This window comes from Sphingobium soli (assembly GCF_020782245.1).
Lineage (GTDB): Bacteria > Pseudomonadota > Alphaproteobacteria > Sphingomonadales > Sphingomonadaceae > Sphingobium > Sphingobium soli.
Window position 1 is genome coordinate 19283 of sequence record NZ_JAJGNP010000010.1, and the last position, 16214, is coordinate 35496.

Sequence of the window (16214 nt, forward strand, 5' to 3'; positions counted from 1 at the left end):
CCTAGAATTTTCTTCGCCGCTGTGGCGGAGGGACGCCGCGAAATCAAGGGCGCGCTGGACGCAAAGATGGTAACTACGGCAGAACAGATGCGCGAAAGCCTGGACGTGATCGCGGCGCTGGAGCCCGGTTTTGCCGCAGCGATCGCGCGGGTCGGCTATCCCGCGCCGCGGGTGCGTACGCCCGGCTATGAGACATTGTTGCGCACGATCGTGGGGCAGCAGGTGAGCGTTGCGTCGGCCGCCGCCGTCTGGCGCAAGCTGGAGGCCGAACTGGGCGAAGGCTGCGCGCCGCAAGCGCTGCTGGCGCGCGATTTCGACGCGCTGCGGGCCTGTGGCCTGTCGCGGCAGAAGCAGGGCTATGCCCGCAGCCTGGCCGAGCTGGTGGTGTCGGGCGGCATCGACCTGCACGCCCTGCCTTCCGATGACGAGGAGGCGATCGCCCAGTTGGTGCAGATCAAGGGCATTGGCCGCTGGTCGGCGGAAATCTACCTGCTGTTCGCCGAAGGCCGCCCCGACATCTGGCCGGCGGGCGACCTGGCGGTGCAAATCGAAATCGGGCGCATCCTGGGTCTGCCCGAACGGCCGAGCGAAGCGTTGACCCGACAGGTGGCCGAGGGTTGGCGCCCGCATCGCGGCGCGGCGGCGATCATGGCCTGGCATCATTATAACACCGAGGTATTGTGAACCCATGACCCTGCCCCACGCCCGTTATATCGTCCTGCAGCATGAGGGCGTCTGGAAGATCAACCTCGACAATAAATATTATGGCCCCTTCCCCACCCAGGCGCAGGCCGTCGACAGCGCGAGCGGCACCGCGCGCAAGGCGGCGGACGCGGGTTATCCTGCGTCAGTGATGGTGATGACGGGCACGGATTTCGAAACGGTGTGGACCAGCGTTCAGCCGTGAACCGAATGTTCAGCCCGATGACCGATTTTGAGCGTGCAGCGGGAACCATAAACCTGATCGCGCTGTTGTTTCGCTCCAAGGGTGTCGTCGGATAGCAGAATGCGCAAAAAAGTTCTCATCGTTGAAGACGAGATATTCGTCGCTTTGGAGATCGAGCAGATCGTGGAGGATGCCGGCTTTGGCGTCGGCGCGATCGCGGCTGACCGCGCCGCCGCCCTGGCGCATGCGCGGGATTGCGATATCGCCCTGGTGGACCTCAATTTGCGCGATGGCCCGACAGGCCCCCAGATCGGCATGGAGCTGGCCAGCCAGCATGGGGTGCGCGTCATCTATGTCACCGCCAACCCCGCACAGATCGGCGAGGCAGCCGTGGCGGCGCTGGGCGTCATCACCAAGCCGTTTCGGCCCCAAAGCATTGCTGCGGCGCTTGAACTCGCGGCGGCCGAGCAGCCGGAGATCATGGCGGCGGAAATTGCCGGCTTTACGCCTTTTCCGCCACCCGGCTCATGGAACGGGATGGAATCCAGAGGGTAAGACACAGACCGTCGGAGCGCCAGTCGCGCTCAAGCCGGCCGCCCAGCTGACGTTCGACGCTTAGCGTCATCAGCCGACTGCCGAACCCTTCCGTATTCGCAGGCGCCGTTACCGGGCCGCCCTGTTCGCGCCATTCCAGCCGCACATCGTCCCCTTCACGGGCTATGTGAAGATGCACGCGACCGTCAGCCACCGACAAGGCGCCATATTTGGCGGCATTGGTGGCAAGTTCGTGGAAGAGAAGCGCAAGCGGGGTGGCGGACCGGTCGTCGATCGCGGGATCATCGCCCGACAGCAAGATGCGCGATCCGTCGATGTTGCGATAGGGCGCGAAAATCTGGTCCAGCACGCCCCATAAATGCCCCTGCCCCTGACCGGCGCGCGGCGCCGATTCAGCAATGTGCGGTCGCACGAAATCATGGGCGCGGCCCAGCGCCAGGATACGATCGCGCAGATCATCGGCGATGGGTCGGATGGTCGGGTGTTCGCGAGCGGACAGACCGACAAGGCCCGCAATCACCGAGAAAATATTCTTGATCCGATGGGACAGTTCATGCGCGATCAGTTCGCGCTCTTCCATCATCAGCCTTTGTTCGTGGATGTCGGTGCAGGTGCCGATCCAGCGAATGATTTGACCTTTGGAATTGCGGATCGGCAGGGCGCGGCCCAAGGTCCAGCGATACTGGCCGCTATGATGGCGGAGCCGATATTCAATTTCATAGGGCTGGCCGGTTTCCAGGCTCTTGCGCCACCTGTCCCAAGCGGCGTCCTGATCGTCGGCGTGAAACATGCCGCTCCAGGCGGCGCCATCCGTCGATCCGACAGGCACGCCAGTATATTCGTACCAGCGGGCATTGTAATAATCATGATAGCCGTCAGGGAGCGTTGACCAGACCATTTGCGGCATGGTGTCCGCAAGCGTCCGGAACATCCGGTCGCTGTCGGCAACGGCGGCGGCGTCCAGACGCTGCTGGGCGATCATGTCGCGATCGCGTCGGCGGCCTTCCAGTTCCATCATCACCTGACGCGCCAGCAGTTCCAGCCCTTGACGCTGAAGCGGCGTCAGGTCCGCCCGTGGCGCCGTATCGATGACGCAGAGCGCGCCGAGCGGCTCGCCATCCCGTCCGATCAGCGGAGCGCCTGCGTAGAAGCGGATATGCGGATGACCGGTAACCAGCGCATTGTCCGCAAAACGCGGATCGGCAGCGGCATCGGGTACGATGAAAATCTGTTCGCCCAGCATCGCATGCGCGCAAAAGGACACGTCGCGCGGCGTTTCCTGCGCGTCCAGCCCGACCCGCGCGAGGAATCGCTGCCGCACATCTTCGACGATACTGACCAGAGAAATGGGAGCGTCGCAGAGATGTGCCGCGAACGCGGTGATATCGTCCAACGTCCGGAAGCCTCCGGCATCCAGGTCATACAGCGCCAACAGCGCTCCGCGATCGGTAGTCAGCCCGGCGTCAACCATCGCCGACGCGTTCGATATCCGCGCCGACCGCCGAAAGTTTTTCCTCCAACCGCTCATAGCCGCGATCAAGATGGTAGACGCGGTTGACGCGCGTTTCCCCCTGCGCCGCCAAGCCGGCGAGGATGAGGCTCATCGAGGCGCGCAGGTCGGTTGCCATCACCGGCGCGCCGACCAGTTGCGATACGCCGCGCACCACCGCCGTGCGCCCGTTGACCGCAATATCCGCGCCCATGCGCGCCAGTTCGGGCACGTGCATGTAGCGATTTTCAAAGATTGTTTCGGTCAGCACCGACGCCCCGTCCGCCAGCGTCAGCATCGCCATGAACTGCGCCTGCATATCGGTCGGGAAGGCGGGGAATGGCGCGGTCGAAAGCGTCAGCGGCCGCAGCTTGCCATCGGAGGATATGCGGATGCCCTGCTTGTGCGCGTCGACCTGGACCCCGGCATCGCGCAGCCCCGCCAGAATGGCGTGCATGTCGTCGGCATTGGCGCCGATCAGATCCAGCGACCCGCCAGTGATCGCCACGGCGCAGGCATAGCTTCCCGCCTCGATCCGGTCGGGCATGACGCTGTAAGTCGCGCCATGCAGACGCGGACGGCCCTGGATGACCAGCCGATCGCTGCCAATGCCTTCGATCTCCGCCCCCATGGCGACGAGAAGATTGCACAGATCGACGATTTCCGGTTCGCGGGCGGCATTTTCGAGCGTGCATTCACCCTTGGCCAGGACCGCCGCCATGACGGCATTTTCCGTGGCGCCGACCGACACCACGGGAAAGGTGTACATGCCCCCCGGCAGGCCGCCATCGGGCGCGCTGGCGCGGACATAGCCCGCGGCCAGCTCGATCTTCGCACCCAGAGCCTCGAGCGCCTTCAGATGCAGGTCGATCGGGCGGTTGCCGATCGCGCAGCCGCCCGGCAACGACACCCGCGCTTCGCCGGCGCGCGCGAGCAGCGGCCCCAGCACGAGGATCGACGCGCGCATCTTGCGCACGATATCGTAGGGCGCTTCGGTTGACGTGACCCGCCCGGCGCGCAGCGTCATGACACGGCCGAAATCTTCGGGCCGCGCCCCCTCGATCATCGTCGAAACGCCGAGTTGGTTGAGCAGATGGCCAAAGCTGTCGACATCCGCCAGACGCGGCAGGTTGCGCAATGTCAGCGGCTCATCCGTCAGCAGCGCGCAGGGCAACAGCGTCAAGGCGGCATTTTTCGCGCCGGAAATAGGAAGGCGGCCGTTCAGCGCGTTGCCGCCGCGAATATCAATGCGGTCCATTCCGCAGGGTTAATAGCGGCAAACGCGCCATGTGCAAGGCAACTGAGACGGCGCGATGAGCCTGCCTCATGAACTGCGGAAGGAAATTTTCGAACGCGCTCGGGAATTGATCGAGTTTAGTGCAGAAGCTGAAAATGCAGCCAAAAGGCGCTCAAGGCGTTTTGCCATCGTAACGACTATTTTTTACAAGAAGGTGTGTTGGTGGCAGAAAGCTGTTTTGCAGAGCAGTTGTCGCGCCATTTGCCCTTGACCGACGCGGAACAGGCGGCATTGGCGAGGCTGGAGGAAAATCCGCGCAAGGTGAAGCGCGGAGCGGTCATCCAGCGGGTCAACGATCCGATTACGGAGTTATTCGTGTTGCGCGAAGGGCGGGTGATGAGTTTCGTCATCCTGCCCGATGGCAGCCGGCAGATATTGCGCGTCTATTTTCCGGGCGACTTTATCGGATCGGCCAGCACCATCTATACGCGTGCGCCGGAATCATTGGTGGCGGTGTCGGATTCGGTGATCTGCCCGTTCGACAAACATGCGCTGCGCCGCCTGCTGGAAGAGCATCCGCGCGTCGCGGCGCTCTTGTTCCTGCTCTCCAATGCCGAGCGCGTATCGATGACCGACCGGCTGGCGTCGCTGGGCCGCACGTCCGCCAAGGCGCGGGTCGCGGCGTTCCTGCTCGACATGTTCCATCGGCTGCGCGTAACCGACGACAGTATCGAGGACAGTTTCGATTTGAAGCTGACCCAGGAAGAGATCGGCGATTCGATCGGTCTGACATCCGTCCATGTGAACCGCATGATTCGGCAGATGGAGCAGGAAGGCCTGATCAGCCGCACCAATGGCCGGTTCCGGATGCTGGACATGGAGCGGCTGGAGGATATCGGCCATTATACCAATCGACACAGGGACATGGACCTGGATTGGCTGCCGGTCGGCTGACGACAACAGAGACCGCTTTCAGGCGAGCAGTTCGACATCCCAGTAGAGCCAGTCGTGCCAGCTTTCATGCAGATAGCCCGGCGGAAAGCCACGACCATGTTCCTGAAGCTGCCAACTGGTCGGGCGGATCGGCTGCACATGCAATTGCATATGCGCTTCCTTGGGCGTGCGGCCGCCTTTTTTGAGGTTGCAGGGCGAACAGGCGGTGGCGACATTTTCCCATGTCGTGCGGCCGCCCGCGCGGCGCGGCACGACATGGTCGAAGGTGAGGTCGCTGGTCGCACCGCAATATTGGCAGGCGAACTTGTCGCGCAGGAACAGGTTGAACCGGGTGAAGGCGGGATGTTCGGACGGCTTCACATATTGTTTGAGCGCGATGACCGACGGGATCTTCATCTGAAGACTGGGGCTATGCACCTCTCGCTCATAGGAGGAGACGATATCGACCCGTTCCAGAAACACCGCCTTGATCGCCGTCTGCCAGGGCCAGAGGCTTAACGGATAATAGCTGAGCGGCGTATAGTCCGCATTTAAAACCAGCGCCGGACAATTTTCCGGATGTCGTATCAGGTCGGGATGGTACATAGAAAAACGTCTACCCCCTTGCCGAAGCCGCTGATCCACCAGCAACATGACGCGCACATGACAGCATTAACGAATATTGTTCGTCAAGAGCCAGTATGACACGGCCGGTCGCACCACAGCATATGGTGACGCGCTTCGCGCCAAGCCCGACGGGGCGGCTGCATGTCGGTCATGGCTGGTCCGCGTTGATGGCGATGGACCTGGCGCGCGGCGCTGGCGGGACGATGCGCCTGCGGATCGAGGATATCGACGGCACGCGCAGCCGGCCCGAGCATGTAGCGGGCATTATCGAGGACCTGCGCTGGCTGGGCGTGGAATGGGACGGCGACATCCTGTTCCAGTCGCAACGGATCCGCCTTTATATGGCGGCGCTGGATCGGTTGCGGGACATGGGCCTGCTCTACCCCTGTTTCTGCACCCGCGCCGACATTCAGGCCAGCCTGACCGCACCGCACGGGCCGGAGGGGCCGGTCTATCCCGGCACCTGCCGCGCGCTGGGCGCGGAGGAGCAGACGCACAGAATCGCGGCAGGAAAGGCGCATGCATGGCGGATCGACATGGCGCAAGCGACGGCGCGCGCGGGGCCGCTGTGCTGGCATGCCTTTGGCGCGGAGGGCAGCGAGGTCATTGCGGCCAATCCGGCGGTCCATGGCGATGTGGTGCTGGCGCGCAAGGATGCGCCGGCCAGCTATCATCTGTCCTGCACGCTGGACGATGCGGCGATGGGTGTGACCCATGTCCTGCGCGGTGCTGATTTGCGCCATGCGACGGACATTCACCGGCTGCTCCAGGCGGTGCTGGACCTCCCCTCCCCCGCTTATCGCCATCACCCGTTGCTGGTGGACGCGCAGGGCCAGCGGCTGGCCAAACGCAGCGGATCCCTGTCGCTGGCGCAACTGCGGACGCAGGGCATCGACCCGCGCGTTCTGGCTGCCGACCTGCGTGCGCGGCGCTTTCCGGTTGGCATCAGCGGCGGAAAAGCATAGGCTGCGTCCATGAATACGGTCCTTGTCATCGCCCTCATCCTCGCCATGATCGCGACGCTGGTCGCTCTGATCCGGGGGGTTATTGCCTTCCTCCAGACCACCAAGGAGGATCTGAACGCGCCCGAAGGCAGCGGCCCCAGCCCCGCGCGCCTCAAGCAGAACCGGATGATGATGAACCGCGTCCTGTTCCAGGCGGCCGCGATCATCATTGTCGCGATCCTGTTGATGGCCAAGGGACATGGCTGAACGCAGCGGCCGGACGCCATGGTGAAGCTGAACAAAATCTACACGCGCACGGGCGATGGCGGCACCACCGGGCTGGCGGATGGAACGCGGTTGCCCAAATATGCCCCGCGCATGCAGGCCGTGGGCGATGTTGACGAGGCCAATAGCGCGATCGGCCTTGCCATCGTCGCCATGGACGCACGGCCCGAGGCCCAATGGCTAACCACCATCCAGAATGACCTGTTCGATCTGGGCGCGGACCTGGCGACGCCCATCCCGGAGGGCGACGACGAACCCTGGGCGCTGCGGATCGTGGCGAGCCAGGTCGCGCGGCTGGAGGCCGAAATCGACCTTATGAACGCCGAATTGGCACCGCTCGACAGCTTCGTGCTGCCGGGCGGGTCGGCGGCCGCCGCCGCCGTCCATTTGGCGCGCGCAATTACGCGGCGGGCTGAACGCAGCGCCATGGCCGCCGCTGCCGATGTCGCGCTCAACCCCCAGGCGCTGGCCTATCTCAACCGCCTGTCCGACCTGCTGTTCGTGCTGGCCAGGCGGTTGAACGACAATGGCGCAGACGACGTCAAATGGGTTCCCGGCGCCTCGCGCTGACCGGGCGCCAGTCCACCGGACTCAGGCAGGGAACGGGTTGCCGCATCCGCTGCGATTAACCCTCTTTCTTCAAAGAGCCTTCAGACTCCGCGCAGATGTCTCCTTGCGGTCATATCACGGGATCGCTCATGCAATTCTATCTTGCCACCTCCTTCATATTCCCGCGCTCATTGCGCCTGCGCCTGTTCGCCGTCTGCTTCGTCGCCACCCACCTCCCCCTGCTCTGTTATATCGGGTGGGGCGCGGCCACCGGGCGGTTGGCGCTGGCCGAAGTGGTCATGCTGACGCTGGCGACGGTCGCGGGCACCGGCCTGGCCCTTTACGGGATCGGCGCGCTGCTGAGCCCGATCCACACGCTGGCCGAAGCGCTGAACGCGCAGCCCGACGATGGCAAGTCGCTGCCGCAGGTCGGGGACGTCATAGCCAATCTCTACGCCGGGGTGCAGCGCGCGGCCGCGACGACGCAGGCCCATATGAACGACCTGGCGATCGCCGCGAACGAAGATCCGCTGACCGGCGTCGCCAACCGGCGCGGCTTCCTGGCGCAGATCGATGCGCTGCCGGCCGGGCTGCGCAAGGGCTGCATCGCGCTCATCGACATCGATTTCTTCAAACAGGTCAACGACATCAAGGGGCATGACGAAGGCGACCGGGTGCTGGCGGCCTTTGCCGACCGGCTGGCGTCGCATGTGCGCCGCGCCGACCTGGTGGCGCGCTGGGGCGGCGAGGAATTCGCCATTTTCTTTCGCGATGCGGCGGATGATGAGGCCAGTTGGGCGCTGGCGCGCATTGCCCAACAGATGCGGCGCGAGCCGATCGGGCGGGTCAATGGCCGCATCATCAGTTTTTCCGCAGGCTTGAGCCGCTGGTCGGGGGGGCCGGTGGAAGAGGCGCTGGCGGCGGCCGACGCCGCCCTTTACGATGCCAAGCAGGCCGGACGCGACCGCGTGTGCCGCGCCGCGGCCCCAGATGCGGTCCCCTGCCCCTAAGGGAAGGGGAACCGTTACGCCTTCCATGCGCTTTTCCACCTTGGAGCGGAACAAACGTACGGAAGGGGCATGAATGGCCAGAAGCTGGGGCGATGCCCGCCAGAATGATCTGGTGACGCGATACCGCGACGTTCGACATATTACGCAGACCATCGCCGCGCCGCTGTCGGATGCCGACGCAACCGTCCAGTCCATGCCGGACGCGTCACCGGCAAAATGGCATCTGGCGCACGTCACCTGGTTCTTCGAAACCTTCGTGTTGCGCGATCATGCTCCGCGCTATCGCCCGTTCGACCAGCGCTACGCCTATCTGTTCAACAGCTATTATGAGGCCGAAGGGCCGCGCCATGCCCGCCCGATGCGCGGCATGCTGACCCGTCCCGCGCTCAGCGACATCATGGCCTATCGCGCCCATGTGGACGCGGAAATGGAAGCCATATTGCCCAATTTGTCGCCCGCCGCCCAGCAGCTGGTGACATTGGGCCTGCATCATGAACAGCAGCATCAGGAATTGATGCTGACGGACCTGCTGCATCTTTTCTCGCTCAATCCGCTGGAACCGGCGCTGTTCGAACCACGCAGCGCGAATGCGGTCGATCTGCCCGGTCCGCTGCACTGGATCGAAGGGCGGGAAGGACTGACGGAAATCGGCGACGACGGGCGCACCGGCTTTGCATTCGATTGCGAAGGACCGCGCCACCGCGCGCTGCTGCATCCCCATGCGCTGGCGCATCGTCCGATCACCAATGGCGAATGGATCGCCTTCATCGAGGATGGGGGCTATGAAACGCCCTCGCTTTGGCTGTCGGACGGTTGGGCCTGGGTGCAGAAGGAGACCGTGAAGGCACCGCTTTACTGGCAGCAAGGCGAACAGGGCTGGACCCGTTTCGGTCTCGACGGCCGGCAGCCGGTCAACCCAGCCGCGCCGGTAACGCATATCAGCCTGTATGAAGCCGACGCCTATGCCAGTTGGGCGGGCGCGCGCCTGCCCACCGAAGCAGAGTGGGAAAGCGCGGCGCAGAATATCGCACCGGGCGGCGGCAACCAGTTTGACGGGTCCACCTGCCCCCGTCCCTATCCTGCCGCCCCCACCGATGCGCTGAAGCAGATGTTCGGCGACGTATGGGAATGGACCGGCAGCGCCTATCGTCCGCATCCCGGTTTCCGCGCCGCAGGCGGCGCTGTGGGCGAATATAATGGCAAGTTCATGTCGGGCCAGTTCGTGCTGAAGGGTGGCAGTTGCGCGACTCCGCGCGGCCATATGCGGGCCAGTTACCGCAATTTCTTTTACCCCCACCAACGCTGGCAGTTCACCGGGCTGCGGCTGGCAAAGGATCTGTGACGATGCTGCTGACCGAGGATGCCCCCGCCCGAACGCAGAGGATCGACCCGGCTTTTCGCCGGGATATATTGGAGGGGCTGGGACACGAACCCAAATCGACGCCGCCGATCTGGTTCTATGACCGGCGCGGGTCGGAATTGTTCGAGCAGATTACCGACTTGCCCGAATATTATCCGACCCGCACCGAAACCGCTTTGCTCAAGGCGCATGGCCCGGACGTGGCGCGCGCGGCGGGTGCAGGGCGCGCGGTGGTGGAATTTGGCGCGGGCAGTTCGCGCAAGACGCCCCATTTGCTGCGCGCAATTGATCCGGCCGCCTATGTGCCGATCGATATCAGCGGCGATTTCCTGCGTGACAGCAGCGCTGAACTGGCGCGCGCTTTCCCGCAATTGCCGGTCCTGCCGGTGGTGGGCGATTTCAACCAGCCGCTCGACCTGCCGAAGGAAATAAGCAGCATGCCGCGCCTGGGTTTTTTCCCCGGCTCCACGATCGGCAATATGGAGCCAGGAGCGGCGGTCGACCTGCTGCGCGCGATGCGGCGCTTGCTGGGCGAGGACGCGATGCTGCTGATCGGCATGGACCGGATCAAAGATCGCGACCGGCTGATCGCCGCCTATGACGATGCGCAGGGGGTTACGGCGGCATTCAACCTCAACCTGATCGAGCGGATCAACCGGGAGCTGGACGGCGACATGCCGATTGACGGCTTTGCCCATCGCGCGGTCTGGAATGATGAGAAGGCGCGGATCGAAATGCATCTGGAAGCGGTGCGGCCGCTCAATTTCCAGGTCGCGGGCGCGCGCTTTCACATGGAGCGTGGCGAGACCATCCACACCGAAAGCAGCCATAAATATGGCACACGCGACCAGCGGGTGCTGCTGCGCGCGGGCGGCTGGGACCCAGCGGACGAGTGGACAGATGCTGAGGGCCTGTTCGGGCTGGTGCTGGCGCAGGCGGCCTAACTTCCCTGTCGGTCCCGTTCAGTCCGTTGCGCGGAGCAGGTCGCGCAGATCGGCAAGGCTTGGCAACACATGCGCGCAGGCCAGCGTCAGTTCCTCGGTCGGGGGCAGCAGGTCGGGCACCATGACGGTGGCGATCCCCGCCGCCGTCGCCGAGCGGACGCCGGCATGGCTGTCCTCCACCGCGACGCAATGCGCAGGGTCGATGCCCAGGCGGCGGGCGGCAAGCAGATAGGGTTCGGGATCGGGCTTTGGCCGTTCCACATCGCTGCGCGTCACGATGACATCGAAATAATGGATCAGGCCGCTGCGTTCCAGCCGCTGCTGCGCGAAGGGCGCGGCGGTGGACGTGGCGAGCGCCATCGGGATGCCGGCGCGCGCCAGATGATCGAGCAACAGGTCCGCGCCGGGACGAAGCGGAATGCCGGCATCCTCCGCCGCCTCGAACAACGCGTCACTGTCGGCATAAAATTGCGCGAGTGGGAAGTCCGGGCCAAGCCGCTCTGCCAGAACCCGCTGATTTTCATCGCGATGGATGCCGACCATCGACAGCAACAGGTCTTCCCCAAGCGGCCAGCCCAGCGCATGGCCGGTATCGACAAAGGCCCGGCGATGCGCGGATTCCGTATCGATCAGCGTGCCGTCCATATCGAAGATAACGGCCCGGACCGGATCCGGGAGGGTCGTAGAAGGCGCGGGCGCGGTCAGGATGTCAGAAGCCATGTCTGACATATAGGCGCGGCCCGTGTCGCCGCCATTGCAAAGAGCGCAGCGGTAATTGTCAATCGCTGACCTGCGCCGACCAGGTCCTGATCCAGTGCCAGGCGCCGCGGCATTCGCCCATGCTGGTCGCTTCGGTCAGGCGGAAGCGCGATCCGTCCCAGACATAGGTTTCGCTGCCGCCGCAATCGCCGATGCCGCGGCCCTTGGCAAAGCTCGACAATTCCGACTTTTCCGGCACCCATCCGGCGTTGACCAGCATCGGCTTGGCTTCTTCCTCGCTCCAGCCGGGTTTATAATCGAAGGGCGCGAAATGAAAGGCGCGACGCCCCGCGATGCCGGTGGCGATCACGGGTATGGTCGTGAAATTATAGGCACCGCTGCCACAGGGGACGAGGATCAACGTCTCCGTCCTGGACAGACGATGGAGTTCGGGCGGTTCGGCGTCGCGCATCTCGTCCGTGCAGCCAGTGAACGTGCCAAGAGCGGTTCTTTCCTCCCGCCACAGCGCGATGGGCGCGCCGCCAGTGGGAACCGGCGCGCGCTTGATGATCGGGGCGGGCGGCGCCGCGCGCACGGCGAGCGGGCCGAGCGGCCCTGTCGCGACGAGCGCAGTGCTGGTCCCTGCCCGGCCCTGCCGGGCGTCCATGTAGCGAAGCGCCGCGCCCGACCCGGCGAGCGAGGGCCGGCCCAGAAGGCGGCCGCCGGCCCGCAATTCCATCTGGCTGCCCTGCGCCATGGCGATCGCCAGCGCAGCGGCCTGCGGCCCGCGCACCATGGCGTCGCCATTGCGGCTGCGCGCCGTGGCAAGACGGCGACCATCGATGATGAAACTGACGTCGCCGTCGCCCTTGGCGTCTCGACTGACCCAGACCTCGGCTTCGGCGTCGGGTCCGGCTTCGCGCACGACACCAATCATGACAGGATTGTCCGGCCATTCGCCGCCTTCGGGCAGCAAGGCAACGGCTTCGCAACGATTGCGATTATCGCAGCCGATCGTCCAGTCCTTGTAGGTTTCCAAGGTGCCGGGCGTCGGCGCTTGCGCCGCGCTCATGCCCGACCAGCTCAGGGCCGCCAACGCAGCCGCAAGAAAAGTGTTTGCCCCCATGGCGTTAACCATAGCCTAGTTGAGGCGAAAGAAACAGGGCTTCTGTTACGCTTTCGTCCCGATCGGGCTTAAAGGCTCAACATAAGGCCTGCCAGCGCCGCGCTCATCAGATTGGCGAGGCTGCCAGCGACCAGCGCCTTGATGCCCAGCTTCGCGATCATCGGCCGCTGGTTGGGGGCAAGATTGCCCGTCACCGCCATCTGGATCGCGATGGAACTGAAATTGGCGAAGCCGCACAGGGCAAAGGTGACGATGGCAATGGTGGTGGGCGACAGCGCACCCTGAACCTGACCCAGATTGATGTAGGCGACAAATTCGTTGAGCACGACCTTCGTGCCGAACAGGCCGCCTGCCACCTGCGCTTCGGTCCACGGGATGTTGAGCAGATACATGACCGGGGAGAAGACATAGCCCAGCAGCATCTGGAAGCTGAGATCGGGATAGCCGAACAGCGCGCCGATGCCGCCCAATATGCCGTTGGCGAGCGCCACCAGCGCCACGAAGGCCAGCACCATCGCGCCGACCGCGACGGCGAGCTTGACACCTGTCTGCGCTCCTTGCGCGGCGGCCATGATGATGTTGGCGGGGCGTTCCTCATCATGGGTGGCAGGCGGCATGGGCTCGCCCGGCGTCGTCTCGCTCATCAGCGCGGCCGGGCCGGCGCCGCTCATCCGCGCATCGGGCAGCGGCAGATCATGATGCGACCCCAGCGGCAGTTCGGGTTCGCGTTCAGGCTCATCGGGCATGATGATCTTGGCCATCAGCAAGCCGCCGGGCGCGGCCATGAAGCTGGCGGCAAGCAGATAGTCGATCCGGATTCCCATGGAGGCATAGGCGGCCAGAATGGTGCCGGCGACCCCCGCCATGCCGCTGGTCATGACCGCGAACAACTGGGCGGGGTTGAGCGCGGCGAGATAAGGGCGGATCACCAGCGGGCTTTCGCTCTGGCCGACGAAGATATTGGCCGCCGCGCACAGGCTTTCGACCTTGGAGACGCCCGTCACCTTTTCAATCGCGCCGCCGACCCAGCGGACGACGAACTGCATGATGCCCAGATAATAGAGGATCGACACCAGACTGGCGAAGAAGATGATGACCGGCAGCGCGGCGATCGCGAAGCTGGCCCCGCCGATATCGGGACGCGCGAGCGGCCCGAAGATGAAATCGGTGCCCGCCTGCGCATAGCCGAGCAGGTTCGACACACCCCGCGACATGCCCGCGATGATCGCGCGGCCAGCCGGTACGTAGAGCACCAGCAGCGCGATCCCCGCCTGCAACAGGAAGGCCGCGCCCACCACGCGCGGACGAATGGCGCGGCGGTTGGATGAAAGGGCGAAGGCGATGGCGAGAATGAGGACGATGCCGGCGAGGCCGATGAGAAGATGCATGAAGCGCTTTCGCGGGAATAGGGCAAACGCCACCGACTATATGGAGAGCGGCGCGCGGAAGCCAGCCTTTTGGACGCTTGCTATGCCGAAGTGGCATCCTCCCCGCCAAAGGCGATCGACAGCCATGAGGTCATCGCGTCCACCGCCAACGGCGTCAGGCGCATGATCCGGCGGCGTTGGCCACGGGGCGACAGACTATGTTCGGCCAGCAGGCCGCGCCGTTCCAATATGCCGACATGGTTGAGCATGACATTCATCGACAGGCGCAGCGTTTCGGTGAGCTGTTCCAGTGTCATCGTGCGATCTTCCAGTTCCGCCTGGAAGAGGGCCAGCAGCAGGTCCCAAGCCGGGTCGGCGAACAGCCCCTGACCAAAGAGCATCGAGCGCGCCCGCCGCGCCTCGACATAGCGCGCGAGCATGGTGAAGCCATCGCCATCCTGCCCGTCGAGAACCGGTGGTTCTTCCTGCAACGCATGAAAACGGGTGAGGCAGCGTTGCAGCGCGACCACCAGATCGACGGCCTGCTGGCTGGGCATCGCGCGTTCAGGCGGCATATGCGCGGTCATGGCGGGCCTTTCGGTCGAGTTCGATGCCGATGATGGTGAAAAGCAGGAGCGGGATGACCCAGACCGTGCTGAGGCCGGCGTAGATGCGGTCGGAAAAATTGCTGAGAAGCAGCGTCACACAGTGGGTGAGCACCGTCAGAAGCTGACTGGCTGCGGCCCAGATCGGCCAATAGCAGGTCGCCCGGAGCATCAGCCACACCAGGCCAGCCAGCAACAATATGTCGACCATGGCCAACCAGAATTGCGTGGCATGCCAGGATCCGGCCAACTGTGCCGGAATGGTGAGCACCACGCTGGAAAGGAACAATCCGACAAACCATCGCCCTTCCCGGCCGCCAAATATGGCCGCGAAGAGGCAGGCCATCACGGTCAGGAGCCAAAAGGAAGCCGCCAGCATTCGAATCTCCGTTTGTGAGAGGGGTCAAACATCCGGTCGAACGCCAGCGACTTCCCGCCCGGTCAGGCGACCAGGGTCAGGTGATGCGCGGTTTCGCGCTTGTCTTCTTCCTGCTCGAGGCCGATCGGGCAACCGACGGACGTCACGGGAATGGCGCTATGTTCAAGGCAGCGGGTGAGCAGTGCGGTGGCGCGGATCATGTCTCCGCGGCCCTCGATGATCTTGGTCGCGCTTTCGTGAATCTGCTTAAGAATGCGCTGACTTTCGCTCGCCGTGAGGCCTGACCCCTGGGAAGCGGCAAGAAAGGCAGTGGTCAGTTGGGCGGCATCGACAAGCGCGGTATCCAGCGCAGCGAAGGCCTGACGGGTCTGGGCGGCGACAGCCTGTGTCTTGACGGGGTCGAGGTTCAGCACAAGTCTTCTCCTTCGCACACGCCAAGTGAAGCGGTGCGTTCTATCAGCAGGGCATTTCAGGAAAGATCAGGCCAACAGCCGGAACGCTCCGGCGAGCAACAGCAGCAAAGCGACGACGCCGACCCCGGTCAAAATAGCGGCCCGGACCATCGCCAATATGCGGCCATCGATACTCAGTTCATTGGTCGATCCCCCTAGCGGCGGGCCGAAGGCGAGGATGCGTCGCAAGAGCGTTCTGGGCTGCTGCTCATCATCCGGCCTGTCCGGCTGAGCACTGGATGACGCAGGTTCGGGATCGGAGGCAAGCGGTTGCGATTGATATATCAATGGCTGATATGTGCCGTTCTGGGGCGATGGTTGTTCAGCCGAAACGAAAAGGCGCGCCGCTTCCTTGCGCGAAGGCACGTTGAATTTGCGCAAACTGGTGCGCACGCGCTGATCGACCGTATGCTCGGACACATGCAGCTGCCGCGCGATTTCCTTGGAGTTGAAGCCCTGCGCGACAAGGCGCAGACACTGCTTTTCTCCCTCGCTCAAGGCTGGCAGGGTCTCCGCCACTCCGTCTTTCCTCCTGCGTGCGGCCATGGTGCCCAACGATCATTGGCGATCATAGCACCCGTCACGCAACTTGCTTGCAAAAGCATCGGTTACGATTCGGTTCGCTCTAGGGCGCAAAGATGACATGACAGGGCAAGCGGACGCAAATGCGCGCGGCCATGCGTCCCCTGACCTGTCCCATTTTGAGTCGCGCCGTAAAAATGAAGGGGCCGGCACTTTGCGGCGCCGGCCCCTTCGAAAATCAATCG

General features: G+C 64.1%; 20 protein-coding genes. 10 read left to right on the forward strand and 10 right to left on the reverse strand.

Annotated elements, in window-relative coordinates; translation table 11 throughout:
- Positions 1–66 precede the first annotated feature (66 nt).
- From LL253_RS12530 to LL253_RS12540, 3 genes are all read left to right on the forward strand, one after another.
- On the forward strand, positions 67–684 hold the full coding sequence (locus LL253_RS12530; protein ID WP_037543520.1) for a DNA-3-methyladenine glycosylase family protein: 618 nt from the start codon (positions 67–69) through the stop codon (positions 682–684).
- A 4-nt stretch (positions 685–688) separates the two neighbouring features.
- Positions 689–907, forward strand: coding sequence for a DUF2188 domain-containing protein (locus LL253_RS12535; RefSeq protein ID WP_228227406.1), 219 nt, complete (start codon positions 689–691; stop codon positions 905–907).
- Between the two features lie 81 nt (positions 908–988).
- Positions 989–1441, forward strand: a complete 453-nt coding sequence (locus LL253_RS12540) for a response regulator (protein WP_228220898.1) — start codon at positions 989–991, stop codon at positions 1439–1441.
- Here the strand turns inward: LL253_RS12540 and LL253_RS12545 are convergent.
- Positions 1389–2912 (reverse strand): PAS domain-containing protein, encoded by a 1524-nt coding sequence (locus LL253_RS12545; protein ID WP_228227407.1) that lies wholly within the window; start codon positions 2910–2912, stop codon positions 1389–1391. The genes LL253_RS12540 and LL253_RS12545 overlap by 53 nt on opposite strands.
- The gene (murA, locus tag LL253_RS12550) at positions 2905–4188 is read right to left on the reverse strand and encodes a UDP-N-acetylglucosamine 1-carboxyvinyltransferase (protein WP_009822701.1); all 1284 of its coding nucleotides are present in this window, start codon (positions 4186–4188) and stop codon (positions 2905–2907) included. The genes LL253_RS12545 and murA overlap by 8 nt, the downstream gene beginning before the upstream one ends.
- 198 nt (positions 4189–4386) lie before the next feature.
- Here murA and LL253_RS12555 point away from each other — a divergent pair, with 198 nt between their 5' ends.
- The gene (locus tag LL253_RS12555) at positions 4387–5121 is read left to right on the forward strand and encodes a Crp/Fnr family transcriptional regulator (RefSeq protein WP_037543522.1); all 735 of its coding nucleotides are present in this window, start codon (positions 4387–4389) and stop codon (positions 5119–5121) included.
- An 18-nt stretch (positions 5122–5139) separates the two neighbouring features.
- Here LL253_RS12555 and LL253_RS12560 read toward each other — a convergent pair whose 3' ends face one another.
- A complete protein-coding gene (locus LL253_RS12560; protein ID WP_009822703.1) occupies positions 5140–5706 on the reverse strand; it encodes an HNH endonuclease in 567 nt (188 codons plus the stop codon).
- A 95-nt stretch (positions 5707–5801) separates the two neighbouring features.
- On the opposite strand from LL253_RS12560, the gene gluQRS reads away from it, so the two are divergent.
- The 6 genes from gluQRS to egtD all read left to right on the forward strand — a co-directional run bounded on the left by gluQRS (position 5802) and on the right by egtD (position 10819).
- Positions 5802–6692 (forward strand): tRNA glutamyl-Q(34) synthetase GluQRS, encoded by an 891-nt coding sequence (gene gluQRS, locus LL253_RS12565; RefSeq protein WP_228227408.1) that lies wholly within the window; start codon positions 5802–5804, stop codon positions 6690–6692.
- A gap of 9 nt (positions 6693–6701) precedes the next feature.
- Positions 6702–6938 carry a twin transmembrane helix small protein gene (locus LL253_RS12570; protein ID WP_009822705.1) on the forward strand — a complete coding sequence of 79 codons (237 nt, stop codon included), beginning with the start codon at positions 6702–6704 and terminating at the stop codon, positions 6936–6938.
- 18 nt (positions 6939–6956) lie between these two features.
- Positions 6957–7526 (forward strand): cob(I)yrinic acid a,c-diamide adenosyltransferase, encoded by a 570-nt coding sequence (locus LL253_RS12575; RefSeq protein ID WP_228220901.1) that lies wholly within the window; start codon positions 6957–6959, stop codon positions 7524–7526.
- A 128-nt stretch (positions 7527–7654) separates the two neighbouring features.
- Positions 7655–8515, forward strand: coding sequence for a GGDEF domain-containing protein (locus tag LL253_RS12580; protein WP_009822707.1), 861 nt, complete (start codon positions 7655–7657; stop codon positions 8513–8515).
- 73 nt (positions 8516–8588) lie between these two features.
- Positions 8589–9857, forward strand: coding sequence for an ergothioneine biosynthesis protein EgtB (gene egtB / locus LL253_RS12585; protein WP_228227409.1), 1269 nt, complete (start codon positions 8589–8591; stop codon positions 9855–9857).
- A 2-nt stretch (positions 9858–9859) separates the two neighbouring features.
- On the forward strand, positions 9860–10819 hold the full coding sequence (gene egtD, locus LL253_RS12590) for an L-histidine N(alpha)-methyltransferase (RefSeq protein WP_228227410.1): 960 nt from the start codon (positions 9860–9862) through the stop codon (positions 10817–10819).
- Between the two features lie 18 nt (positions 10820–10837).
- On the opposite strand, the gene LL253_RS12595 is transcribed toward egtD, so the two are convergent.
- The 7 genes from LL253_RS12595 to LL253_RS12625 all read right to left on the reverse strand — a co-directional run bounded on the left by LL253_RS12595 (position 10838) and on the right by LL253_RS12625 (position 15966).
- Positions 10838–11539, reverse strand: a complete 702-nt coding sequence (locus LL253_RS12595) for an HAD family hydrolase (RefSeq protein WP_009822710.1) — start codon at positions 11537–11539, stop codon at positions 10838–10840.
- Positions 11540–11597: 58 nt separating this feature from the next.
- Positions 11598–12644: a DUF1176 domain-containing protein gene (locus tag LL253_RS12600; RefSeq protein WP_228227411.1), complete on the reverse strand. Its 1047-nt coding sequence runs from the start codon at positions 12642–12644 to the stop codon at positions 11598–11600.
- A gap of 68 nt (positions 12645–12712) precedes the next feature.
- On the reverse strand, positions 12713–14032 hold the full coding sequence (locus LL253_RS12605) for a NupC/NupG family nucleoside CNT transporter (RefSeq protein ID WP_228220906.1): 1320 nt from the start codon (positions 14030–14032) through the stop codon (positions 12713–12715).
- Positions 14033–14112: 80 nt separating this feature from the next.
- Positions 14113–14598, reverse strand: coding sequence for a helix-turn-helix domain-containing protein (locus LL253_RS12610; RefSeq protein ID WP_009822713.1), 486 nt, complete (start codon positions 14596–14598; stop codon positions 14113–14115).
- Entirely contained in the window at positions 14576–14995 is a 420-nt protein-coding gene (locus LL253_RS12615; protein ID WP_228227412.1) for a hypothetical protein, read from the reverse strand. Before LL253_RS12615 ends, LL253_RS12610 begins: the two co-directional genes overlap by 23 nt.
- Positions 14996–15057: 62 nt before the next feature.
- A complete protein-coding gene (locus tag LL253_RS12620; RefSeq protein ID WP_228220908.1) occupies positions 15058–15408 on the reverse strand; it encodes a hypothetical protein in 351 nt (116 codons plus the stop codon).
- A 66-nt stretch (positions 15409–15474) separates the two neighbouring features.
- The gene (locus tag LL253_RS12625) at positions 15475–15966 is read right to left on the reverse strand and encodes a response regulator transcription factor (RefSeq protein ID WP_228220909.1); all 492 of its coding nucleotides are present in this window, start codon (positions 15964–15966) and stop codon (positions 15475–15477) included.
- Positions 15967–16214: the final 248 nt, after the last annotated feature.

Bases quoted from the DNA above. Each gene is read 5' to 3' on its own strand.
- LL253_RS12530 (WP_037543520.1), top strand. From the start codon at position 67: ATGGTAACTACGGCAGAACAGATGCGCGAAAGCCTGGACGTGATCGCG.
- LL253_RS12535 (WP_228227406.1), top strand. From the start codon at position 689: ATGACCCTGCCCCACGCCCGTTATATCGTCCTGCAGCATGAGGGCGTC.
- LL253_RS12545 (WP_228227407.1), bottom strand. From the start codon at position 2,912: ATGGTTGACGCCGGGCTGACTACCGATCGCGGAGCGCTGTTGGCGCTG.
- murA (WP_009822701.1), bottom strand. From the start codon at position 4,188: ATGGACCGCATTGATATTCGCGGCGGCAACGCGCTGAACGGCCGCCTT.
- LL253_RS12560 (WP_009822703.1), bottom strand. From the start codon at position 5,706: ATGTACCATCCCGACCTGATACGACATCCGGAAAATTGTCCGGCGCTG.
- gluQRS (WP_228227408.1), top strand. From the start codon at position 5,802: ATGACACGGCCGGTCGCACCACAGCATATGGTGACGCGCTTCGCGCCA.
- LL253_RS12570 (WP_009822705.1), top strand. From the start codon at position 6,702: ATGAATACGGTCCTTGTCATCGCCCTCATCCTCGCCATGATCGCGACG.
- LL253_RS12575 (WP_228220901.1), top strand. From the start codon at position 6,957: ATGGTGAAGCTGAACAAAATCTACACGCGCACGGGCGATGGCGGCACC.
- LL253_RS12580 (WP_009822707.1), top strand. From the start codon at position 7,655: ATGCAATTCTATCTTGCCACCTCCTTCATATTCCCGCGCTCATTGCGC.
- egtB (WP_228227409.1), top strand. From the start codon at position 8,589: ATGGCCAGAAGCTGGGGCGATGCCCGCCAGAATGATCTGGTGACGCGA.
- egtD (WP_228227410.1), top strand. From the start codon at position 9,860: ATGCTGCTGACCGAGGATGCCCCCGCCCGAACGCAGAGGATCGACCCG.
- LL253_RS12595 (WP_009822710.1), bottom strand. From the start codon at position 11,539: ATGGCTTCTGACATCCTGACCGCGCCCGCGCCTTCTACGACCCTCCCG.
- LL253_RS12600 (WP_228227411.1), bottom strand. From the start codon at position 12,644: ATGGGGGCAAACACTTTTCTTGCGGCTGCGTTGGCGGCCCTGAGCTGG.
- LL253_RS12605 (WP_228220906.1), bottom strand. From the start codon at position 14,032: ATGCATCTTCTCATCGGCCTCGCCGGCATCGTCCTCATTCTCGCCATC.
- LL253_RS12610 (WP_009822713.1), bottom strand. From the start codon at position 14,598: ATGACCGCGCATATGCCGCCTGAACGCGCGATGCCCAGCCAGCAGGCC.
- LL253_RS12615 (WP_228227412.1), bottom strand. From the start codon at position 14,995: ATGCTGGCGGCTTCCTTTTGGCTCCTGACCGTGATGGCCTGCCTCTTC.